This window comes from Streptomyces sp. NBC_01171 (assembly GCF_045039805.1).
GTDB lineage: Bacteria > Actinomycetota > Actinomycetes > Streptomycetales > Streptomycetaceae > Streptomyces.
This window is the reverse complement of the sequence record NZ_CP108609.1, coordinates 2,976,348-2,999,969: the sequence shown is the minus strand read 5'-3', so window position 1 is coordinate 2,999,969 and position 23,622 is coordinate 2,976,348. Positions and strand designations below refer to the sequence as shown.

Sequence of the window (23,622 nt, the reverse complement as noted above, 5' to 3'; positions counted from 1 at the left end):
GAGCGACGTGCATGAAATCGACAACCAAGCTGTGAAGGAAGGAATTTGAGATGCGAGAGAAGGCCGGCAGGGCATGGGCGCTGCTGCGGGAGCGGTGCCGCAAGGACGCCGGAATGGTGACCTCCGAGTACGCCATGGGGATCATCGCGGCGGTCGGATTCGCCTTGCTGCTCTACGAGGTCGTCACCAGCGGCCAGGTCAAGGCGGAACTCCAAGGCATCGTGAAACGAGCGCTCAGTGCGCGCATGTGAACGGGGCGCGGACCGTGGGTTCGTGACGGCGGAGGCGGCCGTGGTGCTGTCGGTGCTGGTGGCGTTCACCATGGCGCTGGTCTGGGGGCTGCTCGCCGTGGCCGCTCAGATCCAGTGCGTGGACGCCGCCCGCACCGGGGCGCGGGCCGCCGCCCGCCAGGACGCGCCCGACGCGGTGGTCATGCTGACCAGAGAGGCGGCACCGAGCGGGGCGACGGTCAGCGTCGCCCGCGAGGGCGAGCAGGTCCGCGTGACGGTGGTGGCGAAGCCGCCGGTGCTGACGGGGCTGCCGTTCGAGGTGCGGGAGGAGGCCGTGGCCGCCGCCGAGGAGGCGGTGGGGCCGGAAAGGAGGGGCCATGAGGTGCCGGGGCGGTGACCGGGGTTCCGCCACCGTCTGGAGCCTCGGGGTGATCGCCCTGCTGTGCGTGGTGTTCGGCGCCGTGCTCGGTCTGGGGCACGCGGTCGTCGTACGGCACCGGGCGGCGGGTGCGGCCGATCTGGCGGCGCTCGCGGCGGCGGACCACTGGGCCGAGGGCGCGGAGGCGGCGTGCGCCGCGGGGCGCCGGGTGGCGTCGGCGCAGGGCGCGCGGCTGGTGTGGTGCGCGATCGTCGGCGAGACCTCGGACGTGAGCGCGGGCTCGGGACACGGGCCGTTCGCGGCGGAGGTACGGGCCAGGGCGGGGCCTCCTGATCCGTCGGTCAGGGAGGCGGCCCCGGCGCTCGCATCGCAGGGTCTCAGCCCCTAGCCCGGCTCGCCCTCCCCGGACGCCCCCGCCCCCGTCCCGGCCGCCTCCTCCGGCGCCCCCCGCAACAGCGTCGTGAGGAGCCGTACCGCCCCTCGCTTGTGCAGTGGCTCGTTGCCGTTGCCGCACTTGGGGGACTGGATGCAGGACGGGCAGCCGGCCTCGCACTCGCAGGAGGCGATGGCCTCGCGGGTGGCCGTCAGCCAGGCACGGGCGGTGTGGAAGGCGCGCTCGGCGAAGCCCGCCCCACCGGGGTGGCCGTCGTAGACGAAGACCGTGGGGAGCAGCGTGTCGGGATGCAGGGGGACCGAGACCCCGCCGATGTCCCAGCGGTCGCAGGTGGCGAAGAGGGGCAGCATGCCGATCGAGGCGTGTTCGGCGGCGTGCAGGGCGCCGCCGAGGATCTCCGGGTTGATCCGGGCCTCGTCGAGCTGGTCCTCGGTGACCGTCCACCACACCGCGCGGGTACGGAGCGTGCGCGGAGGGAGATCGAGTTTCGTCTCGCCCATCACCTCACCGGTGATCAGGCGTCTGCGCAGGAAGGAGACGACTTGGTTGGTGACCTCGACCGAGCCGAGGCACAGACGGCCGGAGCCCCACGGGATCTCGGTGTCCGTCTCCAGGACGGCGATGGAGGTGGTGTCGCGGGCGGCGGTCGAGTACGGCGGGTCGGCCTGCTCGACCAGGGCGACGGAGTCCTTCAGGTCGAGCGAGCGCACCAGGTAGGTGCGGCCCTGGTGGAGGTGGACCGCGCCCTCGTGGACCGCGGAGTGCGCGGCCTCCGCGTCGACCGTGCCGAGCAGGCGCCCGGTGCCCTCCTCCACGATCTGCACCGGAGGACCGCCGGTGCCGCGGATGTCGGTCAGGTCGGCGGCGCGTTCCCGGCGCGTCCAGTGCCAGGCACGGGTACGGCGGCGCAGCAGCTTCGCGGCCTCCAGTTGGCCCAGTACGTCGGCGCTCACGGGGCCGAAGAGTTCGAGGTCGGCCTCGGTCAGCGGGATCTCGGCGGCCGCGGCGCACAGGTGCGGGGCGAGGACGTACGGGTTGTCCGGGTCGAGGACCGTGGACTCCACCGGGCGGTCGAACAGGGCCTCCGGGTGGTGGACGAGGTAGGTGTCCAGCGGGTCGTCGCGGGCCACCAGGACCGCCAGCGCGCCCTGCCCGGAGCGCCCGGCACGGCCCGCCTGCTGCCACAGGGAGGCGCGGGTGCCGGGATACCCGGCGATCACCACCGCGTCCAGGCCGGAGATGTCCACGCCCAGCTCCAGGGCGGTCGTGGCGGCGAGACCGAGGAGCTCGCCGGAGTGCAGGGCGCGTTCCAGGGCGCGGCGTTCCTCGGGGAGGTAGCCGCCGCGATAGGCGGCGACACGCCGGACCAGTGAGCGGTCGACCTCGGCGAGCCGTTCCTGCGCGATCACCGAGATCAGCTCGGCGCCGCGCCGGGAGCGGACGAAGGCGACCGAGCGCACGCCCTGCACGGTGAGGTCGGTCAGCAGGTCGGCGGTCTCGGCCGTGGCGGTGCGGCGCACCGGGGCGCCCTTCTCGCCGTGCAGCTCGGTGAGCGGGGGCTCCCAGAGAGCGAAGACGAGTTCCCCGCGCGGAGAGGCGTCGTCGGCGACCTCGACCACCGGCAGCCCGGTCAGCCGGCGGGCGGCCACGGAGGGCTCGGCGGCCGTGGCGGAGGCCAGCAGGAAGACGGGCGACGCGCCGTAGCGGGCGCACAGTCTGCGCAGCCGGCGCAGCACCTGGGCGACGTGGGAGCCGAAGACGCCCCGGTAGGTGTGGCACTCGTCGATGACGACGTACTTGAGCGACTTCAGGAAGGAGGACCAGCGGGGGTGGGAGGGCAGGATGCCCCGGTGCAGCATGTCGGGGTTGGTCAGGACGTAGTTGGCGTACTGCCGGACCCACTCGCGTTCCTCGAACGGGGTGTCGCCGTCGTAGACCGCTGGGCGCACGGCGTTGCCCAGGGGCGCGGCGAGTTCCCGTACCGCGCGGCACTGGTCGGCGGCCAGGGCCTTGGTCGGGGAGAGGTACAGGGCGGTGGCGCCCCGGCCGTTCGGGGCCTCGGAGCCGTCCAGCAGGGCGGACAGCACCGGCATCAGGTAGGCCAGGGACTTGCCGGAGGCGGTGCCGGTGGCGACGACCACCGAGTCGCCGTCCAGGGCGTGCTCGGCGGCGAGCGCCTGGTGGGCCCAGGGGTGCTCGATCCCGCGCTCCTGGACCGCCGCGATCACCTCGGCACGAATCCGGTCCGGCCAGACGGCATGGCGGCCCGCACGCGGGGGCAAGTGCTCCGTATGAGTGATGCGCGCGGACCTGCTCGGACCGGAGGCGAGCCGGTGCAGAACCGTCTCCGGAGACGGGCGGGACGCCGGGTCCGGCTGGGGGTGATCGGGTCGGTGATTCTTGGCCATCGGCACCGAGTGTGTCACCGGCTTGACGGACAATGGAGCCAAGGCGTCGTGCACACCTGCCGGTAAGTGATTGAATGCCATGGCGGCTGGCGATGTGTTCCAAGGGCCGTAAGCCGGGATGTCCCGAGGGATGACCGCTCGATAGCAAGGTGCTGGAGGATTCGTGGACCTGTCCCTGTCGACCCGTACCGTCGGCGATCGTACGGTCGTCGAGGTCGGTGGCGAAATCGATGTGTACACCGCGCCCAAGCTGCGCGAGCAGTTGGTCGAGCTGGTGAACGACGGCAATTTCCATCTTGTCGTCGACATGGAGGGCGTGGACTTCCTCGACTCCACCGGGCTCGGCGTGCTGGTCGGTGGCCTGAAGCGGGTGCGTGCCCATGAGGGCTCGCTCCGTCTGGTCTGCAACCAGGAGCGCATTCTGAAGATTTTCCGTATCACCGGCCTCACCAAGGTGTTCCCGATCCACACCTCGGTCGAGGAAGCGGTGGCGGCCACCGACTGACCAGGGTCGTACGCCGGGTCCGGGCCGTCCTGACGGTCCGGGCGCCGGTCGACTCCGCCTCGGTCCCGTAGCGGTCTGGGGCGCGGAAGTTTCATCGTGGGGGTGCGGGCTTTTGGCGGCCCCGGCCCCGCACCGCACGCCCGAAGTACGCGAGGGGGATGCATGGCCACCGTCGAACTCCGCTTCAGCGCGCTGCCCGAGCACGTCCGGACCGCCCGTCTGGTGGCGGCCGCGGTGGCGCGCAGGGCCGGAGTGGACGAGGCCGTACTCGACGAGGTCCGCCTCGCGGTCGGTGAGGCGTGCTCCCGCGCGGTCGGGCTCCACCAGAGCGTGGGCATCACCGCGCCGGTCAAGGTGGCGCTGATCGAGGAGGAGAAGCAATTCTCCATCGAGGTCGGCGACGAAGCCCCGCACGCCGTGCCCGCCGAGCGGGTCGCGGGCGGCGCGGCTGCCGACGCGGACGTGGAGGCCGAGGAGGACGAGATGGGCCTCGCGGTCATCAGCGGCCTCGTGGACGACGTACAGGTCACCACCGGCGAGAACGGCGGACTGATCCGCATGTCCTGGCCGACCGTCCCGCCGCCGACCGTACTGATCTGAACCGCGCGCCACGCGCGCCGGACGACTTCCGAGGGGCCCTGCACCGCAGGGCCCCTCGCGCCGTTCCGGCCACTTTCGGCCGAACCGCCGGCCGCCCCGAATACGTGAAGGAATTCACGACCGGAAACCCCGCAGATCGCGCCGGTGAAGACGTGATCTTAAATGCCTCAGGGGTATTACTCCGTCCGGGTTTCGTGCTCTGGTCCTCCACTCGATCGTTTGCTAAAGGGTTAGAGGCGGGCAATTCTGTTTACCGTGCCGGTCGGGATCACCATCGGGCAGCTACAAGTCCGTCCACAGCTTGAGTTCGGCCCAAGCGTCAAGGAGGACGAATGGCGGGGCTTCTAATCCCTGGTCAGGCGGGTCACTCCGCATCCAACTCCGCGTCCCTCGCGGTCGTCGTCCTGACCGACGGCAACCGCGCCCTGGTCGCCGTGATCGCGGCGGTGGCCCTTGCGGCGCTGGTCGTCGCGGGCGTCCTGGTGCGCCAGGTGCTGTCGGCGGGCGAGGGCACCCCACGCATGCGGGAGATCGCGGAGGCGGTCCAGGAAGGCGCGAAGGCGTATCTGGCGCGGCAGTTGCGCACCCTCGGCATTTTCGCCGTCGTGGTGTTCTTCCTGCTTCTGCTGCTTCCCGCGGACGACTGGAATCAGCGGGCCGGACGATCGGTGTTCTTCCTGATCGGCGCGGTTTTCTCGGCGGCCACCGGCTATATCGGCATGTGGCTCGCCGTACGCAGCAATGTGCGCGTCGCCGCGGCCGCCCGGGAGGCCACTCCGGGAGAGGGCGAGGCGGAAACGGATCTCACCGTCGTCTCGCACAAGGCGATGAAGATCGCATTTCGCACCGGTGGTGTCGTCGGCATGTTCACCGTGGGCCTCGGCCTGTTCGGCGCCTCCTGCGTGGTGCTGGTCTACGCGGCCGACGCGCCCAAGGTGCTGGAGGGATTCGGCCTGGGCGCCGCCCTGATCGCCATGTTCATGCGAGTCGGCGGCGGCATCTTCACCAAGGCCGCCGACGTCGGCGCCGACCTGGTCGGCAAGGTCGAGCAGGGCATCCCGGAGGACGACCCGCGCAACGCCGCGACCATCGCGGACAACGTGGGCGACAACGTCGGGGACTGCGCGGGCATGGCCGCCGACCTCTTCGAGTCGTACGCCGTCACCCTGGTGGCCGCGCTGATCCTCGGCAAGACCGCCTTCGGCGACGCCGGGCTCGCCTTCCCGCTGCTGGTCCCGGCCATCGGCGTCATCACCGCGATGATCGGCATCTTCGCGGTCGCCCCGCGCCGCGCCGACCGCAGCGGTATGAGCGCCATCAACCGGGGCTTCTTCGTCTCGGCCGTGATCTCCCTCGCGCTGGTCGCCGTCGCCGTCTACACCTACCTGCCCGCCCACTACTCCGAGCTGGCCGGCGTGACCGACCCGGCGATCAGCGGCAAGGACGGCGACCCCCGGGTGCTGGCGCTGGTCGCCGTCGCCATCGGCATCCTGCTCGCCGCCGTCATCCAGCAGCTCACCGGCTACTTCACCGAGACCACCCGCCGCCCGGTCCGCGACGTCGGCCGCACCTCGCTCACCGGCCCCGCCACCGTCATCCTGTCCGGTATCTCGCTGGGCCTGGAGTCCGCCGTCTACACCGCGCTCCTGATCGGCCTCAGCGTGTACGGCGCCTTCCTGCTCGGCGGCACCTCGATCATGCTGGCGCTGTTCGCGGTGGCGCTCGCCGGCACCGGGCTGCTGACCACGGTCGGGGTGATCGTCGCCATGGACACCTTCGGCCCGGTCTCCGACAACGCGCAGGGCATCGCCGAGATGTCCTCGGACGTGCAGGGCGCCGGCGCCCAGGTGCTCACCGACCTGGACGCGGTCGGCAACACCACCAAGGCCATCACCAAGGGCATCGCCATCGCCACCGCCGTCCTCGCGGCGGCGGCCCTCTTCGGCTCGTACCGGGACGCGATCACCACCGGGGTGCGGGACGTGGGGGAGCAGCTCAGCGGGCCGGGCTCGCCGCTGACCCTGTCGATGGACATCTCCCAGCCCAACAACCTGGTCGGCCTGATCGCGGGCGCGGCGGTCGTCTTCCTCTTCTCCGGGCTCGCCATCAACGCCGTGTCGCGCTCGGCGGGGTCGGTGGTGTTCGAGGTGCGCAGGCAGTTCCGGGAACGGCCGGGGATCATGGACTACACGGAGAAGCCCGAGTACGGCCGGGTCGTCGACATCTGCACCCGCGACGCCCTGCGCGAGCTGGCCACGCCCGGACTGCTCGCCGTGATGGCGCCGATCTTCATCGGGTTCACCCTCGGCGTCGGCGCTCTCGGTGCCTTTCTCGCCGGTGCCATCGGCGCGGGCACGCTGATGGCGGTGTTCCTCGCCAATTCCGGCGGTGCCTGGGACAACGCCAAGAAACTGGTGGAGGACGGCCACCACGGCGGCAAGGGCAGCGACGCCCACGCGGCCACGGTGATCGGCGACACGGTCGGCGACCCCTTCAAGGACACCGCGGGCCCGGCGATCAACCCGCTGCTGAAGGTGATGAACCTGGTCGCCCTGCTCATCGCGCCCGCGGTGATCAAGTTCTCCTACGGAGGCAGCAGCAGCATGCTCGTCCGCGTCCTGGTCGCGGCGTTCGCGCTGCTGGTGATCGTCGTCGCGGTGTACGTGTCCAAGCGGCGCGGGATCGCGGTGGGGGACGAGGACGCCGGCGAGGTCTCCAACTCCACGCCCCCGGCTGTGGTTCCGTAAGCGAGGCTCCGCCAACGGGCGGGCGGACGGCGCGTGCTGACGCGTCGCCGCCCGCCCGCTTGTGTGCGGACGCCCGGCGCGGCCCCTTCGGCGCCCGGCGGCCGTGAGCCTTCTCTCGCATGGTGTGAAGCACCGCAAAAGTCTGCTTATAGGGCACCGGTCGTGTGGATGGTCTCGTTCCGCCGTGTAGATTCCGGTGGCCGATAGCCATGGAAGGGACCGATCCGGTGAACAAGAAGCTCGCGGCCGCCCTGTCCGGCGGCGCGGTACTGATAACGGCGCTGACGGGATGCGGCAGCGACGGCGGCGGCCCCGACCCCAAGCTGGGTGTCTGGGCGAAGAAGGTGTGCGACGCGGTGCCCGCGCAGTACACCAAGATCAAGGCGGCCAACGCCGGGATCGCCAAGATCGCCAGCGACAGCGACCTCCCGCCCAAGACGGCCAAGGAGACGTACGCGCAGGCGTTCCAGGACATGTCCGACGGCTACAAGGCCATCGCCACCGCCATCAACGGCGCCGGTGCGCCCCCCGGGGTCGACGGCGGGGCCAAGCGGCAGCAGGACGCCGTCAGGAACCTCAACAGCCTGGCCACCTCCTACGCCGACCTGAAGAAGAAGGTCGACGGGCTGGACACCAAGGACCAGGGCAAGTTCGCCAAGGGCCTGCACGAGGTCGCCGACCAGACCAAGGAGATCGGCCGCCAGAGCAGCAGCGGCACCGAGGCGCTGAAGCGGCTGGAGCAGGGCGACGTCAAGGAGGCCATCGCCGAGCAGCAGAGCTGCAAGGTCTCCGCCTCGGCGCCGCCCGCCGCCAAGAGCTGACGACGCCCGCGCCGCCGACCGGGCGCGGCGGACCCGGGGCGGTGCGGCGGGCCACAATGGGGTCGTGACTGACTCCGGCTCCGCCCCCCTGCCCGCCACCGACCGGCCCGAGGCGGCCGCCCGCCTGCGCGACGCCCTGCTGGCGGCCTCCTTCACCGCGGACGGCCTGCTCGACCTGCTCGGCGCCCCCGCCTACGCGGCGCTGGCCCGCAGCGAGACCGTGCCCGCCCTGCGCGCGACCCGTGGCGACACACCGCTCGAGGCCCTGGTGCGGCTGTTCCTGCTCCAGCAGCCGGTGCCCCGCGCCCGCCTGACGGACGTACTGCCGGTCGAGGACGCGGTGGACGCCGGTTGGCTCGCGCCCGTGGGCGGCGACGAACTGGCCGCCACCGTCGACGTCCGCCCCTACGGCGGGCCCGACGGCGAGGACTGGTTCATCGTGTCCGACCTCGGCTGCGCGGTCGGCGGGGCGGGTGGCATCGGCAGCCGGGACGAGGACGTGGTCCTCGGCGTCGGCGGTGCCTCGACCACCCTCGCCGGCATCACCGTGCGCACCCCCGTCGCCGCCGCGCTCGACCTCGGCACCGGCTCCGGCATCCAGGCGCTGCACGCCGCCCAGCACGCGACCCGGGTCACCGCCACCGACCTCAACCCGCGCGCCCTGCACGTCACCGCGCTCACCCTCGCCCTCTCCGGCGCGCCCGCCGCGTCCCTGCGCGAGGGCTCGCTGTTCGAACCGGTCCCGGGCGACGAGACGTTCGACCTGATCGTGTCCAACCCGCCCTTCGTCATCTCGCCCGACGCCCGGCTCACCTACCGCGACGGCGGGATGAGCGGGGACGATCTGTGCCGCTCGCTCGTTCAGCAGGCGGGGGAGAGGCTGAACGAGGGCGGGTTCGCGCAGTTCCTCGCCAACTGGCAGCGCGTGGAGGGGGAGGACTGGCAGGACCGGGTGCGCTCCTGGGTGCCGCGCGGATGTGACGCGTGGATCGTGCAGCGCGAGGTCCAGGACATCACGCAGTACGCCGAGCTGTGGCTCAGGGACGCCGGGGACCACTGCGAGGACCGGGCGGAGTACCAGTCGCGGTACGACGCGTGGCTGGACGAGTTCGAGGCGCGGAAGGTGCGGGCGGTCGGCTTCGGCTGGATCACCCTGCGCCGCACCGGCTCGGCCGAGCCCTCCGTCACCGTGGAGGAGTGGCCGCACCCGGTGGAACAGCCGCTCGGCGACACCATCCGGGACCACTTCGAGCGCGTCGACCACCTGCGCGCGCACGACGACGCGGCCCTGCTGGAGGGCCACTTCAGGCTCGCCGCGGAGGTCGTGCAGGAGCAGGTCGGCCTGCCCGGCGCCGAGGACCCCGAGCATGTGGTGCTCCGTCAGCACCGGGGCATGCGCCGGGCGACGAAGGTGGACACCATCGGCGCGGGCTTCGCGGGCGTGTGCGACGGCTCGCTGAGCGCGGGCGTCATCCTGGACGCCATCGCCCAGCTCGTCGGGGAGGACCCCGTGGTGCTGCGCGACCGCACGCCCGCGCAGATCCGGCTGCTGGTGGAGCAGGGCTTCCTGGTACCGCTGGGCTGAGCCGCACCGGTGGGACACGTCGGCTGATCCGACTGTCGTACCCGGCGTACCCGGACCGGTGGACGGGCGGCCGGATCAACGTCGTATGCCGGGGGCACGCAGCGGAACGGCAAAAAGGCCGGAAAGTGATGTGTGCCGCCCGGACGGCGACAGAGCCGGCCCCTGCCGTTCACCCCGACGTCGCCCCGCCGTTCTCCTGGCGTGGCAGCCTCCCCGCGCTGGAGCAGTGCGGACCGCGCCGGGCGCGCGGGAGGGGCGGACGGATCATGGAGAGCGTGCCGGCGGTGTTCGCGGGAGCGGTGTTCGCGCTGTTCGGAGGGGCTCTGATGGTGTGGACCGGGGTGCGGGTGCGCCGTGCCGAACCGGTCGCCGTCGGTGTGAACCGGGTCGCATCGGCGGTGTTCGCGACGGCCGCCGCCTTCGTCTCGCTGGGGCTGGCCGCGTACTGCCTGATGCGTCCCTGAACCCGTCGGCCGGGTCGGCGCGGCGGAGGGCTCCGGGCATGGGGTGAGCGCTCGGCGGGTACTCCGGGCGGCAGGAATGGCGGTAGTCGGGTTACCGTTCGAGTGGCCGTTGTGGGCTTTTCCCGTTTGACACGGGGGCGGGATGTACCGTCACACTCCGCAGCGTCACACCAGCCACCACACGCCGCGACCCCAGGGACGAGCGCCCGGGGGAGGACCCCAGCGCCGACCGGAGAGAAGAGCGAAGTTGTCCCCGACCAGCGAGACCGCACAGGGCGGCCGCCGACTCGTCATCGTCGAGTCGCCTGCCAAGGCGAAGACGATCAAGGGCTACCTCGGCCCCGGATACGTAGTCGAGGCGAGCGTCGGGCACATCCGGGACCTTCCCAGCGGCGCCGCCGAGGTGCCGGAGAAGTACACCGGTGAGGTCCGCCGCCTCGGTGTGGACGTGGAACACGACTTCGCGCCGATCTATGTCATCAACGCGGACAAGAAGGCGCAGGTAAAGAAGCTCCGGGACCTGATGAAGGACTCCGTCGAGCTCTTCCTCGCCACCGATGAGGACCGCGAGGGCGAGGCCATCGCCTGGCACCTGCAGGAGGTCCTCAAGCCGAAGATCCCCGTCAAGCGGATGGTCTTCCACGAGATCACCAAGGACGCGATCCGCGAGGCCGTCGCCAACCCGCGCGAGCTGAACAAGAAGCTGGTCGACGCCCAGGAGACCCGCCGTATCCTCGACCGCCTCTACGGCTACGAGGTCTCGCCGGTCCTGTGGAAGAAGGTCATGCCGAAGCTGTCGGCGGGCCGTGTCCAGTCCGTCGCCACCCGCCTCGTCGTCGAGCGGGAGCGCGAGCGCATCGCCTTCCGCTCCGCCGAGTACTGGGACCTGACCGGCACCTTCGCCACCGGCCGCGCGGGCGACGCCTCGGACCCGTCCTCGCTGGTCGCCCGCCTCCAGAGCGTCGACGGCCGGCGTGTCGCCCAGGGCCGCGACTTCGACTCCCTCGGTCAGCTCAAGAGCGCGAACACCCTCCACCTCGACGAGGCGAACGCCCGTGCGCTCGCCGCCGCCCTGGAGACCACCCGGTTCTCCGTGCGCTCGGTGGAGTCCAAGCCGTACCGCCGCTCGCCGTACGCCCCGTTCCGTACGACGACCCTCCAGCAGGAGGCCAGCCGCAAGCTCGGCTTCGGCGCGAAGGCGACCATGCAGGTCGCCCAGAAGCTGTACGAGAACGGCTACATCACGTACATGCGTACCGACTCCACGACGCTGAGCGAGACGGCCATCGGTGCCGCCCGCGCCCAGGTCACGCAGTTGTACGGCGCCGACTACCTCCCGCCGCAGCCGCGCTCCTACGCGGGCAAGGTCAAGAACGCGCAGGAGGCGCACGAGGCGATCCGCCCCTCCGGCGACCGCTTCCGCACCCCCGCCGAGACCGGTCTGACCGGCGACCAGTTCAAGCTCTACGAGCTGATCTGGAAGCGGACCGTCGCCTCCCAGATGAAGGACGCGACCGGCAACAGCGTGACCGTCAAGATCGGCGGCACCTCCGCCGACGGCCGGGACGTCGAGTTCAGCGCCTCCGGCAAGACGATCACCTTCCACGGCTTCCTGAAGGCGTACGTCGAGGGCGCCGACGACCCGAACGCCGAGCTGGACGACCGCGAGCGCCGGCTGCCGCAGGTCTCCGAGGGCGACCCGCTGGCCGCCGACGAGATCACGGTCGACGGTCACGCCACCAAGGCCCCGGCCCGCTACACCGAGGCGTCCCTGGTCAAGGAGCTGGAGGAGCGCGAGATCGGCCGCCCGTCGACCTACGCGTCGATCATCGGCACGATCCTGGACCGCGGCTACGTCTTCAAGAAGGGCACGGCCCTCGTGCCGTCCTTCCTGTCCTTCGCCGTGGTCAACCTGCTGGAGAAGCACTTCGGCCGGCTCGTCGACTACGACTTCACCGCCCGTATGGAGGACGACCTCGACCGCATCGCGCGCGGCGAGGCGCAGTCCGTGCCGTGGCTCAAGCGCTTCTACTTCGGCGAGGGCACGCACACCGGCGCCGCCGCGGACGCGGGCAACGGCGACGGCGACCACCTCGGCGGCCTGAAGGAACTCGTCACCGACCTGGGCGCGATCGACGCCCGCGAGGTCTCCTCCTTCCCGGTCGGCGACGGCATCGTGCTGCGCGTCGGCCGCTACGGCCCGTACATCGAGCGGGGCGAGAAGGACACCGAGCAGCACCAGCGTGCCGACGTCCCCGAGGACCTGGCGCCGGACGAGCTGACCGTCGAGCTGGCCGAGGAGCTGCTGGCCAAGCCCAGCGGCGACTTCGAGCTGGGCACCGACCCGGTCAGCGGCCACCAGATCATCGCCAGGGACGGCCGCTACGGCCCGTATGTCACCGAGGTGCTCCCCGAGGGCACCCCGAAGACCGGCAAGAACGCGGTCAAGCCGCGTACGGCCTCCCTCTTCAAGTCCATGGCGCTCGACACGGTCACCCTTGAGGACGCCCTGAAGCTGATGTCGCTGCCCCGCGTGGTCGGCACCGACGCCGAGGGCGTGGAGATCACCGCGCAGAACGGCCGCTACGGCCCGTACCTGAAGAAGGGCACGGACTCGCGCTCGCTCACGGCGGAGGAGCAGCTCTTCACGATCACGCTGGAGGAGGCGCTGGCGATCTACGCCCAGCCCAAGCAGCGTGGCCGGGCGGCCGCCAAGCCGCCGCTGAAGGAGCTGGGCGAGGACCCGGTCTCCGGCAAGCCGGTCGTGGTCAAGGACGGCCGCTTCGGTCCGTACGTCACCGACGGGGAGACCAACGCCACGCTGCGCTCCGGCGACAGTGTGGAGGAGATCACCCCCGAGCGCGGCTTCGAGCTGCTCGCCGAGAAGCGGGCGAAGGGGCCCGCCAAGAAGACGGCGAAGAAGGCCACCGCCAAGAAGACGGCCCCGGCGAAGAAGACGGCGGCCAAGAAGACGGCCGCCAAGAAGACGACGACCGCCGCCAAGAAGACGGCCGCCAAGAAGACCACGGCGGCCAAGGCGACGGGCTCCGGCTCGGAGGACTGACGCCTACCTCTGGCTTCCGCGTTTGCGAACACCCCGGTACCGGCCTCGGTACCGGGGTGTTCCGCACTCCGGCGTGCGCCCCTTAGGGGATCAAGAAGTGAGGGTCAGGGAAGGGGTGGGGACAAGGGGGGCATGGGGGTGGGTGGCTGCGGATAGGCTGAACGCATGACGCGAGCCGAGCAGCCAACGGCCCCCAATCCAGCACCGGACGACGCCCTCGTCGCGGATTCCCGCGAGCGCGCCGTCCGTTCACTGCTGCGCCGACCCGACCTGCGCCGCCTCTGGAGCGCGCAGCTCGTGAGCGGCGTCGGTGACGCCCTCGCGCTGCTCGTGCTGGTGGTGCTCGTCCTCCAGGCGGCCGTCACCCAGGGCTCCTTCGGCGGGGGCTACCGGGGCGCGGCGTTCGCAGTGGCGACGGTCTTCGGGGCCCGGGTGCTGGCCACCGTGCTCTTCGGCGCCGTCCTGCTCGGCCCGCTGACCACCCTCACCGCCCCGGACGGCCCGCTCGACCGGCGCTGGACCATGGTCGGCGCCGACGGCGTGCGGGCCGCGCTGCTGATCGTGGCGCCCCTGTGGATCGACTGGACGCCGGGCAACGCCCTGACCGTCCTGCTGGCCACCGCCTTCGTCACCGGCGTGGCCGAGCGGCTGTGGACGGTGTGCCGGGAGAGCGCGGCCCCCGCGCTGCTGCCCGCCCCGCCCCCTGAGGGCGCGTCGGTGCGGCCGCTGCCGGACCACCTGGACGCGCTGCGCCGCCTGTCGCTGCGCACCGGCTTCGTGGCGCTGCCGCTGGCCGCCGCCGCCCTGGTCACCGCCTCCCTGTTCAACAACCTGCTGGGCACCGGCGTCGCATGGTTCGACCAGCACCACGCGGCCCTCGCGGCCTATGTCGCGGCCGGCCTGTTCGCCGCCTCGGTGTCCGTGCTGACCGCCCTGAAGCTGCCCGGCACGCGCACCCCGCGGCCGCGCTCCCCCCTGGAGGGCCTGCGCCGCCCGCGTTCCGGCACCGCCGTCGACAAGGGCCGCACGGGTGCCGTGCTGCTGCTGGTCATCGCCTGCGCCGCCGTGGCCGGGGCCATCTCCGCCGCCGTCGCGGTGTGCGTGCTGCACGCCTCCGACCTGGGCGGCGGCCCGGTGCTCTACGGCCTGCTGGTGCTGGGCCTCACGGGCGGTGTCGGCATCGGCATCCGTACCGCGCCCTCGCTGCTGCCCTCGCTGTCCCGGCGCCGGCTGCTCGCCCTGGCCATCGCGCTCACCGGCATCGCCCTGCTGGCCGCCGGACTCGTCCCGGACGTCACCACCGTCCTGCTGATCCTCACCCTGGCCGGCATCGGCGCGGGCATCTCCGCCAACACCGGGCACGCCCTGCTCGACCAGGAGACCGAGGACTCCCGCCGCGCCCGGATCACCGAGCACCTGCACGCCGTCGTCCGGGTCTTCATGGCGCTCGGCGCCCTGATCGCCCCGGTCGTCGCCGGGCTCATCGGCCGCCACCGGCTGGAGAACGGCCGCTTCGTCTTCGCGCACGGCGGTGCCTCCTTCACCCTGATGCTGGTCGGCGCGCTGCTGCTCCCGGTGGCCGTGCTGGTCCTCGCCAAGGTCGACGACCGCTCCGGCATCCCGCTGCGCCAGGACATCAAGGACGCCCTGCTCGGCGGCGACGACCCGGTCACCGCCCCCGCGGGGAACGGTTTCTTCATCTCCCTGGAGGGCGGCGACGGCGCGGGCAAGTCCACCCAGGCCGAGGCCCTCGCCGAGTGGATCCGCGCCAAGGGCCACGAGGTCGTCCTCACCCGCGAGCCCGGCGCCACCCCGGTGGGCAAGCGGCTCCGCTCGATCCTGCTGGACGTGTCCGAGGCCGGCCTGTCGCACCGCGCGGAGGCGCTGCTGTACGCCGCCGACCGCGCCGAGCATGTCGACACCGTCGTACGGCCCGCCCTGGAGCGCGGCGCGGTCGTCATCTCGGACCGGTACATCGACTCCTCCGTCGCCTACCAGGGCGCGGGCCGGGATCTGTCGCCGACCGAGATCGCCCGTATCAACCGCTGGGCCACCGGCGGTCTCGTCCCGCACCTGACCGTCCTGCTGGACGTGCCGCCGGAGGTCGCGCGGGAGCGGTTCACCGAGGCGCCGGACCGGCTGGAGTCGGAGCCGGCGGAGTTCCACGCGCGCGTGCGGGCCGGTTTCCTCACCCTCGCCGCCGCCGACCCCGGCCGCTACCTGGTCGTGGACGCGGGCCAGGAGCCCGAAGGCGTCACCAGCGTGATCCGGCACCGGCTCGACACCGTGCTGCCGCTCTCCGAGGCCGAGATCAAGGCCCAGGAGGAGGCGCGGAAGAAGGCCGAGGAGGAGGCCCGCCGCAAGGCCGAGCTGGAGGCCGCCCGCAAGGCCGAGGAGGAGCGGGTGGCGCGCGAGCGCGCCGAGCAGCTCGCCCGCCTGCGCGCCGAGGAGGAGGAGCGCAAGCGCCGCGAGCTGGAGGAGGCGCAGCGCCGCGAGGCGGAGCGGCAGGAGGAGGAGGCCCGGCGTCGCGCCGAGGAGGCGCACCGCCGTGCCGAGGAGGAGCGTCAGCGTCTCCTCGCCGAGGAGAAGGCCCGCGCCGAGGAGGAGGCCCGCCGCAGGGCCGAGGAGGAGCGGCGCCGCAAGCAGGCCGAGGAGGAGGCCCGGCAGCGTGCCGAGGCCGAGGCCCTGCGCCTGGAGAAGCAGCGCAAGGCCGAGGACGCGTTGCTGCGCGCCGAGGAGGCCCGCAGGCGCGCGGCCGAGGCCGCCGCGGCGGCCGACACCGCGGCCCGCAAGCCGTCCGAGCGCGAGCGGCCCGTCCCGGACGCCCCGGCGCCCCGCGCGGGCGACGACACGGCAGTGCTGCGCCCGGTGCGCGACGGCGGCTCCGAGTCCGAGGTGACGGCCGAGCTGCCGCAGCCGCCCGCCCCGCAGGGTGCGGCCGACGAGACGGCGCTGCTGCCGAAGTTCTCCGACCGGGACGCCGACGAGACCGCCGTGCTCCCCCCGGTGAGCCCCGCCGAGGAGACGGCCGTCCTGCCGCCCGTCCGCGACGAAGCGGAGGACCGCACGCGGGAGATCCCGCAGCTCGGTGCCGATGGCAAGCCCCGGCGCCCGCGCCCCGACTGGGCCGAGGAGACCCCGCTGGACGATCTGCCGTCGCTCGCGGACGAACTCCTCGGGTCCTACGACGAGCACGACGAGCACGACGACGGCGGCCGGCGCGGCCGGGGCCGGCGTAGCTGACCAGGCGGAAAGCGAGGGGCGGTGTCCACCGGGCGCTTCGGCGCGGCGGAGGGTGCCGCCCTTCGCCGTGCGGGCGCTGTCGGTGGCCGCCCGCACAATGGAGGACGGAACACGAAGTGACGGAAAGGGCGGCGTGACCCATGAGCGTCTGGGACGACCTCGTCGGGCAGGAGAAGGTGAGCGCGGCGCTGGAGGCGGCCGCGCGGGACGCCGACGCGCTCGTCACGGCCGCCGCGGCCGGCCAGCCGCCGCCCGAGGCGTCGAAGATGACCCACGCCTGGCTGTTCACCGGTCCGCCCGGCGCGGGCCGGAACCAGGCGGCGCGCGCCTTCGCCGCCGCCCTCCAGTGCGTGAGCCCCGACCGCGCCCTCGGCGGCACCCCCGGCTGCGGCTTCTGCGACGGCTGCCACACCGCGCTGCTCGGCACCCACGCGGACGTGTCCTCGGTGGCGGCCGTGGGCGCGGAGATCCTGGTCAAGGACATGCGGGACACGGTCCGCAAGTCGTACACCAGTCCGGCGACCGGCCGCTGGCAGATCATCCTGGTCGAGGACGCCGAGCGGCTGAACGAGAAGTCGGCCAACGCCGTCCTCAAGGCCGTCGAGGAGCCCGCCCCGCGCACGGTGTGGCTGCTGTGCGCGCCCTCCATCGAGGACGTGCTGCCGACCATCCGCTCCCGCTGCCGCCACCTGAACCTGCGCACCCCGCCGGTCGCGGCCGTCGCCGACATGCTGGTGCGCCGCGACGGGGTGGAGCCCGACGTCGCCGCGGCCGCCGCCCGCGCCACCCAGGGGCACGTCGACCGCGCCCGGCGCCTGGCCACCGACCCGGAGGCCCGGCGTCGCCGCGCCTCGGTGCTGAAGCTGCCGCTGCGCGTCGAGGAGGTCGGCGGCTGCCTCAAGGCCGCCCAGGAGCTGGTCGACGCCGCCGCCGAGGACGCCAAGCAGCTCGCCGAGGAGATGGACGGCAAGGAGACCGACGAGCTGAAGGCGGCGCTGGGTGCCGCCCAGGGCGGACGGCTGCCGCGCGGCACGGCAGGGGTGATGAAGGACCTGGAGGACATGCAGAAGCGGCGCCGCACCCGCACCCAGCGCGACAGCCTCGACGTCGCCCTGGGCGACCTCACCGGCTTCTACCGCGACGTCCTCGCCCTCCAGCTCGGCTCCCGCGTGGCCATCGCCAACGAGGACGCCGAGGACGCCCTCCAGCGCATCGCCGGCGCGGGCTCCCCGGAGTCCACCCTGCGCCGTATCGAGGCCATCGCCGCCTGCCGCGACGCCCTGGACCGCAATGTGGCCCCGCTGCTGGCGGTGGAGGCGATGACAATGGCCCTGCGCGCGGGGTGAGCGTGTGCTGACGCCACAACCTGGACGCAGAGCACCCGAGGCATCGCGCAGCGTTACGCTCGCCTGATGGACACCAGGCCCTCCTCGTCGCCCTCGCCCGCCCGGCCGCCCCTGGCGCGCCGCTCGTCCCGGCCACCGATCGCCTCCCGCGCCACGGCCCGGATCGCGGCGGCCCTCCTCGCGGCGTCCACGCTGCTCGTGTCCGGCTGCGGCGCGAGCGGTACGGGTTCGGGCGGCACGGTGGTGGCGGCGCTGGCCGCGCTGCCGATGTCGACCCCGTCGGCGCTGTCGCCGTACTACACGCAGAAGCTGAGCTGGCGGGAGTGCGGCGCCCCCGGCTTTCAGTGCGCCACGATGAAGGTGCCGCTCGACTACGACAAGCCCGGCTCCGGCGACATCAAGCTGGCCGTCGCCCGCAAGAAGGCCACCGGCAGGGGCAAGCCGCTCGGCTCCCTGCTGGTCAATCCGGGCGGCCCCGGCGGCTCCGCGATCGGCTACCTCCAGAGTTACGCGGGCATCGGCTACCCGGCCGAGGTCCGCGCCCGCTACGACATGGTCGCCGTCGACCCGCGCGGGGTGGCCCGCAGCGAGCCCGTGGAGTGCCTGGACGGCCGCGAGATGGACGCGTTCACGCAGACGGACCTGACCCCGGACGACGCCAAGGAGAGGGACGCGCTGGTCGGCGCCGACCGGAAGTTCGCCGAGGGCTGCGGGGAGCACTCCGCGAAGCTGCTCCGGCACGTCTCCACCGTCGAGGCGGCCCGCGACATGGACGTCCTGCGTGAACTGCTCGGCGACAAGAAGCTGAACTACGTCGGCGCGTCGTACGGCACGTTCCTCGGTGCGACCTACGCCGGGCTGTTCCCGCACCGCACCGGCCGGCTGGTGCTGGACGGTGCGATGGACCCCTCGCTGGATGCCCGGCAGATCAACCTGGACCAGACGGCGGGCTTCGAGACGGCGTTCCGGGCGTTCTCGGCGGACTGCGTCAAGCATGCCGACTGCCCGCTGGACGGCAAGGACGCGAACCCCTCGCAGGTCGGTGACCGCTTGGAGAAGTTCTTCCGCACGGTGGACGCCCACCCGATCCCGGCCGGCGACGCGGACGGCCGCCGCCTGACCGAGTCGCTGGCGACCACCGGCGTGATCGCCGCGATGTACGACGAGAGCTCCTGGGAACGGCTCCGCGAGGCGCTGAACTCCGCGATGGACGAGAACGACGGCGCGGGCCTGCTGGCCCTGTCCGACAGCTACTACGAGCGTGACGCCCGCGGCCACTACAGCAACCTGATGATGGCCAACGGGGCCGTGAACTGCGTCGACCTGCCGCCCGCCTTCGAGAGTCCCGAGCAGGTGGAGCAGGCGCTGCCCCAGTTCGAGAAGGCGTCCCCGGTGTTCGGCCCGAGCCTGGCCTGGTCCGCCCTGAACTGCACGTACTGGCCGGTCAGGGCCACTGGCGAGCCGCATCGCATCGAGGCGAAGGGCGCGGCGCCCATCGTGGTCGTCGGCACCACCCGCGACCCGGCGACCCCCTACCGCTGGGCCCAGTCCCTGACCCGCCAGCTCTCCTCGGGCCGCCTCCTCACCTACGAGGGCGACGGCCACACCGCCTACGGCCGCGGCAGCGCCTGCATCGACTCCGCGATCAACACCTACCTCCTCCACGGCACCCCGCCCGCCCAGGGCAAACGCTGCACCTGACGCCCCGCCCACCGGGCCCCTCGGGGCCGGGGCCCGGTACGAACCACCCTCCGAACCTGTGTAGACTTACCGACGTTGCCGATCGCACCCCGGTGCGTCCAACACGCCGCTTTAGCTCAGATGGCCAGAGCAACGCACTCGTAATGCGTAGGTCTCGGGTTCGAATCCCGAAAGCGGCTCCGCTGAGAAACCCCAGGTCGGATGGCCTGGGGTTTTCTGTTGCCCGCAGAGCTTTCTCAGCCCTCCAGGGTGATGGAGAGGATCGCTCCGATGAAGCCGCCGGTGGCGAGCTGGGTGCCGTGCCAGGTGTCGCCGGAGTCGGGGCGGGTGCCGTACATCTTGAAGTAGAAGAGAGGGTCGCCGCTGGAGGCGGTGACGTTGCCGACGCCGGGGTCGCGGCGGGCGTAGTTCTCCATGGTGACGTAGTCGTTGCCGCTGGTCGCCACGGTGGCGCCGAAGTGGTACTCGAAGGTGTTGTCGCGGTCGCGGGACTCCTCCTGGCCGGCGTCGCCGTAGCCGACCGTCACCAGGGCGGAGCCGGGCGGCGGGGGCGGCAGGAACTCGTTGAGGCCCAGCTCGCGCAGAGCGGCGTCGAGTTTCGGCGAGTTGGCCGTCTTCAGGTCCTGGAAGGTGCGGCTCATCGTCTGGGAGTAGGACAGATACGCGTCCTTGTCCCCGGCGACACCCTTCTGGAACGCCTCCTTGACCCCGTCCAGATGCGCGCTGCCGCCGCCGTCGACGAGGTCGAGGACCCTGGCCAGGAAGTTCTCCCAGGCGCCGATGCCCTGGGAGGAGAGGCCCTTCTTGCCGGTGACGAACTCGGCCATCTCGTTGCAGCGTTGCGGGGTGAGGATCGACAGGCCGGTCGCCTTCTTCGTCATGCCCAGCGCCCCGGCCGCACCGGTCCGCTTCGTCTCCACCACCGGCTTGACCTGATAGAGCCGCAGCTCACCGGACTCGCCCGTCACCTTCAGGAAGCGGGAGCCCTGGCGCAGCCGTACCCTGCCGGCGAGCGCCTCGTTCGCGGCGCGGATGTGGTCCTCGGTGGCGAAGAAGACCTTCGACTCGCCGGGCCCCTGCTCGATCGCCAGGTCGAAGCTGTCCGAGAGGCGCAGCGGGACACTGCCGTTGAAGGTGATGTTGGCCGTGCGTGTCTGCGCGTCGGAGAAGTAACTCCCGCCCGCCTCCTGCTGGCTGGGGAAGAAGTGGTCGTCGCTCTCGGCGCTCCTGTTGGAGCCGATGGACGAACGGCGATGCTTGGAGGGGTAGTTGTCCTCGCCGGGGGCGATCTCGACGTACCGCTGGACGGGCGCCCGTCCGCCCTCGGGTGCCGGGCCGGTCGGCGTCGTGCAGCGGTGGCCGCCGCCCGCCATGACGCGGTGGGCGTTGGCCTCGGCCTCCCGCTCGAACCGGTCGGAGGGGTCGCTGAGGCGCAGGCCCTGACCGGTGTCCGTGCCGGCGACCGGGCCCGAGCGCTGCTGGACGACATGGGTCAGCTCGTGCGCCAGCGTGTGCTTGTCCGAACCGTTCTCGCCGATGACGATGTGCCGCCCGGAGGTGTACGCGCGGGCGCCTATCTCCGCCGCCGAGCGCTGCGCCGCCGCGTCCTTGTGCACGCGTACGTCACCGAAGTCGGTGCCGCCGAACCGGCTCTCCATCTCGGCACGGACGCCGGGCTCCAGCGGCCGGCCGGAGGAGCGCAGCACGTCGTGGACGCCGGACCGCCGCTGTACGGAGGGGTCGTCGGCCGTCTCGCCGCGCCGCGAGAGCATGCGGGCCACCGTCGCGTTCCCCACGCTGCGTTGCAGCGCGCGCAGCGATTGCGGGGCCTGCGCCGGAACGGCGGGGCGGACGGCCGGGCGGCGGGACCGGGCCGGTGCGGTGTCGGGCTCCTCGTGCTTGCGCACGCTGCTCCTTCGGCAGGGGGATGACACGTTCCCGCGCAGTATCTCCACACCCGCGGTCGGCGCGAAAGAACCCGAAGGGCAGCCTCGGGGGCACATCCGGCCGTCCGGAGAACCGCTCAGTGCGTCAGCTTCAGGCCCGCCACGCACGCGATGATCCCGAGCAGCAGCAGGATCTTGACGGTGCCGGCCGGCTCGCCGTCGAAGAGCATCGCGTAGGCCGCCGTGAGGGCCGCTCCGATGCCGACCCAGACCGCGTAACCGGTGCTGACGGGGACCGTGCGGAGGGCGAAGGCGAGGCCGGACATGCTCAACAGCAGGCCCAGGACGAAGACGACGGACGGCAGGAGGCGGCTGAAGCCCTGTGACTTGCCGAGGGCCGTCGCCCATACCGCTTCCAGCATTCCGGAGATCACGAGCGCGATCCACCCCATGTCGAACTCCCACGCGCCGTCTTGTCGTGGGCTGGGTACGGCGCACTCGTCCAGGAGCCGCGTTCGAGCTCTGTCCGCCATGGTCGCACAGGGAGCGCGCGCTCACTTGGCGTCGGCGTAGCACTCCACCACGGCCGTGCTGAAGGGGAAGCGGACCGGGGTGTCGCCGAAGGTGAGGCGGGCCGCCAGGGCGGAGGCTTCCCGGATGGCCGCCGCGACCTGCTCGGTCTCCTCGGCGGGGCAGTGCACGATCACCTCGTCGTGCTGGAAGAAGACCAGCTCGGCGGCGAGGTCCGCGCACGCACGCCGCAGGGCCGCGAGGAGCAGCAGGGCCCAGTCGGCCGCGCTGCCCTGGACGACGAAGTTGCGGGCGAACCGCCCCCGTCCTCGATCGGCGGCCGTTTCCCCGCGCTCCTCGGCCGACGGGATGCCCGCCTCCTCCGCCGCGTCCGCGCCCGTCCCCGCCGCCGGCGGGCAGGTGCGGCCCAGCCAGGTGCGGACCAGGCGCCCCTCCTCGCCCGCACGGGCGGCCTCGTCCACGTAGGCGACCGCCTTGGGGTAGCGGCGGCGCAGCGCGGCCAGGTTCTTCAGGCCGTCGCCCGCGGTCTGGCCGTAGACCGCGCCGAGGACGGCCAGCTTGGCCTGGTCGCGGTCGCCGGAGAAGGTCCGTTCGGACACCGCCTGGTAGAGGTCGCCCTCGCGGGAGGCCACCTCCATCAGGCCGGGGTCGCGGGAGATCGCCGCCAGCACCCTGGGCTCCATCTGGGCCGCGTCGGCCACCACCAGCCGCCAGCCGGGGTCGGCCACCACGGCACGGCGGATCACCTTGGGGATCTGCAGCGCGCCCCCGCCGTTGGTGACCCAGCGCCCGGTGACCGTGCCGCCCGCGTGGAACTCCGGCCGGAACCGCCCCTCGCGCACCCAGTCCCGCAGCCAGGACCAGCCGTGCGCCACCCAGATGCGGTACAGCCGCTTGTACTCCAGCAGCGGGGCCACGGCCGGGTGGTCCAGGGAGCGGAGCTCCCAGCGGCGGGTGGAGCCCACCTTGATCCCGGCCCGCGCGAAGGCCCTGATCACATCGGCCGGGAGGTCGGGGCGGACCCGGTGGCCGAAGGCGGCGGACACCTCGTCGGCCAGCTCGGCGAGCCGGCGTGGTTCACCGCCGCCCGCGTACCGCTCGCCCAGCAGGTCGGTGAGCAGGGCGCGGTGCACGTCCGCGCGCCAGGGCAGGCCCGCGCGGTTCATCTCGGCGGCCACCAGCATCCCCGCCGACTCCGCGCTGGTCAGCAGGCGCATCCGGTCGGGGTGGGCGGTCCGCTCGTGTCTTCGCTGCTGCTCGGCGTAGACCTCCAGGAGGTCCGCCAGCGGCATCCGGGTGCCGGTCGGCTCGAACAGTGAGGACTGTGCGCCCGGTTCGGCCGCGCGCTGCGGCGGGTCGGGCGGTACGGCGCCGCCCCGGAGGCGGGCCAGGGCGGCGGCGGCCGAGCGTGGTTCGCCGTGCCGTCCCTCGTGGCCCAGGAGCAGGGTCTCGGCGTCCTCGACGTCGTAGCACCGCTCTACTCGCACCCCCGTGGCGAGCAGGCGCGGGTAGACCTCGGCGGTCGACCTCCACACCCAGCGTCCGGTCTCCGGGCGGCTCCGCACCGCCTGGGCGAGATCGCTCTCGCGCCGGACCGGACCCGCGGGCAGCCCGTCCCGGCCGAGGGGGGCGACGTCCACGCCACCGTCCTCGGCCGGTGCGAGCGCCCACCGGTCGGTCATGCGTTTGAGTGTGGCAGGGGGGTCTGACAACGGGCC

Annotated in this window: 17 protein-coding genes, 1 tRNA gene and 1 riboswitch; of the genes, 14 read left to right on the top strand and 4 right to left on the bottom strand. The window is 72.6% G+C overall.

Annotation, left to right across the window (positions count from 1 at the left end):
- Positions 1–50 precede the first annotated feature (50 nt).
- The 3 genes from OG448_RS13705 to OG448_RS13695 are packed head-to-tail and all read left to right on the top strand — an operon-like array spanning position 51 to position 997.
- A complete protein-coding gene (locus tag OG448_RS13705) occupies positions 51–251 on the top strand; it encodes a DUF4244 domain-containing protein (protein ID WP_086690392.1) in 201 nt (66 codons plus the stop codon).
- 22 nt (positions 252–273) lie between these two features.
- Complete coding sequence (locus OG448_RS13700; protein WP_405553878.1) at positions 274–627, top strand: TadE family type IV pilus minor pilin; 354 nt, start codon at positions 274–276, stop codon at positions 625–627.
- Positions 608–997, top strand: coding sequence for an Rv3654c family TadE-like protein (locus tag OG448_RS13695; RefSeq protein ID WP_405553876.1), 390 nt, complete (start codon positions 608–610; stop codon positions 995–997). Before OG448_RS13700 ends, OG448_RS13695 begins: the two co-directional genes overlap by 20 nt.
- On the opposite strand, the gene OG448_RS13690 is transcribed toward OG448_RS13695, so the two are convergent.
- Positions 994–3,492, bottom strand: a complete 2,499-nt coding sequence (locus OG448_RS13690; protein ID WP_405553875.1) for a DEAD/DEAH box helicase — start codon at positions 3,490–3,492, stop codon at positions 994–996. The genes OG448_RS13695 and OG448_RS13690 overlap by 4 nt on opposite strands.
- Positions 3,493–3,574: 82 nt before the next feature.
- Between OG448_RS13690 and bldG the strand changes: the two genes are divergently transcribed.
- The 11 genes from bldG to OG448_RS13635 all read left to right on the top strand — a co-directional run bounded on the left by bldG (position 3,575) and on the right by OG448_RS13635 (position 19,666).
- Positions 3,575–3,916, top strand: coding sequence for an anti-sigma factor antagonist BldG (gene bldG, locus OG448_RS13685; protein ID WP_010986038.1), 342 nt, complete (start codon positions 3,575–3,577; stop codon positions 3,914–3,916).
- A gap of 162 nt (positions 3,917–4,078) precedes the next feature.
- Positions 4,079–4,516, top strand: coding sequence for an ATP-binding protein (locus OG448_RS13680; RefSeq protein WP_405553874.1), 438 nt, complete (start codon positions 4,079–4,081; stop codon positions 4,514–4,516).
- A 332-nt stretch (positions 4,517–4,848) separates the two neighbouring features.
- Positions 4,849–7,263, top strand: coding sequence for a sodium-translocating pyrophosphatase (locus OG448_RS13675; protein WP_405553872.1), 2,415 nt, complete (start codon positions 4,849–4,851; stop codon positions 7,261–7,263).
- Between the two features lie 227 nt (positions 7,264–7,490).
- A complete protein-coding gene (locus OG448_RS13670; protein WP_405553870.1) occupies positions 7,491–8,084 on the top strand; it encodes a small secreted protein in 594 nt (197 codons plus the stop codon).
- Positions 8,085–8,148: 64 nt separating this feature from the next.
- Positions 8,149–9,669 carry a methyltransferase gene (locus OG448_RS13665; RefSeq protein ID WP_405553868.1) on the top strand — a complete coding sequence of 507 codons (1,521 nt, stop codon included), beginning with the start codon at positions 8,149–8,151 and terminating at the stop codon, positions 9,667–9,669.
- 266 nt (positions 9,670–9,935) lie between these two features.
- On the top strand, positions 9,936–10,133 hold the full coding sequence (locus tag OG448_RS13660; protein WP_405553866.1) for a hypothetical protein: 198 nt from the start codon (positions 9,936–9,938) through the stop codon (positions 10,131–10,133).
- A gap of 247 nt (positions 10,134–10,380) precedes the next feature.
- Positions 10,381–13,197, top strand: coding sequence for a type I DNA topoisomerase (topA, locus tag OG448_RS13655; RefSeq protein ID WP_405553864.1), 2,817 nt, complete (start codon positions 10,381–10,383; stop codon positions 13,195–13,197).
- A 165-nt stretch (positions 13,198–13,362) separates the two neighbouring features.
- Positions 13,363–16,440 (top strand): dTMP kinase, encoded by a 3,078-nt coding sequence (tmk, locus tag OG448_RS13650; RefSeq protein ID WP_405553862.1) that lies wholly within the window; start codon positions 13,363–13,365, stop codon positions 16,438–16,440.
- A gap of 140 nt (positions 16,441–16,580) precedes the next feature.
- On the top strand, positions 16,581–17,786 hold the full coding sequence (locus tag OG448_RS13645) for a DNA polymerase III subunit delta' (protein WP_405553861.1): 1,206 nt from the start codon (positions 16,581–16,583) through the stop codon (positions 17,784–17,786).
- Between the two features lie 66 nt (positions 17,787–17,852).
- The gene (locus tag OG448_RS13640) at positions 17,853–19,487 is read left to right on the top strand and encodes an alpha/beta hydrolase (RefSeq protein WP_405553859.1); all 1,635 of its coding nucleotides are present in this window, start codon (positions 17,853–17,855) and stop codon (positions 19,485–19,487) included.
- A gap of 105 nt (positions 19,488–19,592) precedes the next feature.
- Positions 19,593–19,666: transfer RNA gene (locus tag OG448_RS13635), tRNA-Thr, on the top strand.
- Positions 19,667–19,723: 57 nt separating this feature from the next.
- On the opposite strand, the gene OG448_RS13630 is transcribed toward OG448_RS13635, so the two are convergent.
- The 3 genes from OG448_RS13630 to OG448_RS13620 all read right to left on the bottom strand — a co-directional run bounded on the left by OG448_RS13630 (position 19,724) and on the right by OG448_RS13620 (position 23,586).
- A complete protein-coding gene (locus OG448_RS13630) occupies positions 19,724–21,394 on the bottom strand; it encodes a DUF4157 domain-containing protein (protein ID WP_405553857.1) in 1,671 nt (556 codons plus the stop codon).
- Positions 21,395–21,510: 116 nt separating this feature from the next.
- Positions 21,511–21,825 (bottom strand): DMT family transporter, encoded by a 315-nt coding sequence (locus OG448_RS13625; protein ID WP_405553855.1) that lies wholly within the window; start codon positions 21,823–21,825, stop codon positions 21,511–21,513.
- 10 nt (positions 21,826–21,835) lie between these two features.
- Positions 21,836–21,899: riboswitch (guanidine-III (ykkC-III) riboswitch) on the bottom strand.
- 28 nt (positions 21,900–21,927) lie between these two features.
- On the bottom strand, positions 21,928–23,586 hold the full coding sequence (locus OG448_RS13620; protein WP_405553853.1) for a bifunctional 3'-5' exonuclease/DNA polymerase: 1,659 nt from the start codon (positions 23,584–23,586) through the stop codon (positions 21,928–21,930).
- Positions 23,587–23,622 lie beyond the last annotated feature (36 nt).

What these genes read in the sequence shown, in the direction of transcription:
- OG448_RS13620 (WP_405553853.1), bottom strand. Translation starts at nt 23,586, where the DNA reads ATGACCGACCGGTGGGCGCTCGCACCGGCCGAGGACGGTGGCGTGGAC.
- OG448_RS13640 (WP_405553859.1), top strand. Translation starts at nt 17,853, where the DNA reads ATGGACACCAGGCCCTCCTCGTCGCCCTCGCCCGCCCGGCCGCCCCTG.
- OG448_RS13625 (WP_405553855.1), bottom strand. Translation starts at nt 21,825, where the DNA reads ATGGGGTGGATCGCGCTCGTGATCTCCGGAATGCTGGAAGCGGTATGG.
- OG448_RS13705 (WP_086690392.1), top strand. Translation starts at nt 51, where the DNA reads ATGCGAGAGAAGGCCGGCAGGGCATGGGCGCTGCTGCGGGAGCGGTGC.
- OG448_RS13690 (WP_405553875.1), bottom strand. Translation starts at nt 3,492, where the DNA reads ATGGCATTCAATCACTTACCGGCAGGTGTGCACGACGCCTTGGCTCCA.
- OG448_RS13675 (WP_405553872.1), top strand. Translation starts at nt 4,849, where the DNA reads ATGGCGGGGCTTCTAATCCCTGGTCAGGCGGGTCACTCCGCATCCAAC.
- OG448_RS13660 (WP_405553866.1), top strand. Translation starts at nt 9,936, where the DNA reads ATGGAGAGCGTGCCGGCGGTGTTCGCGGGAGCGGTGTTCGCGCTGTTC.
- tmk (WP_405553862.1), top strand. Translation starts at nt 13,363, where the DNA reads ATGACGCGAGCCGAGCAGCCAACGGCCCCCAATCCAGCACCGGACGAC.
- OG448_RS13645 (WP_405553861.1), top strand. Translation starts at nt 16,581, where the DNA reads ATGAGCGTCTGGGACGACCTCGTCGGGCAGGAGAAGGTGAGCGCGGCG.
- OG448_RS13695 (WP_405553876.1), top strand. Translation starts at nt 608, where the DNA reads ATGAGGTGCCGGGGCGGTGACCGGGGTTCCGCCACCGTCTGGAGCCTC.
- OG448_RS13680 (WP_405553874.1), top strand. Translation starts at nt 4,079, where the DNA reads ATGGCCACCGTCGAACTCCGCTTCAGCGCGCTGCCCGAGCACGTCCGG.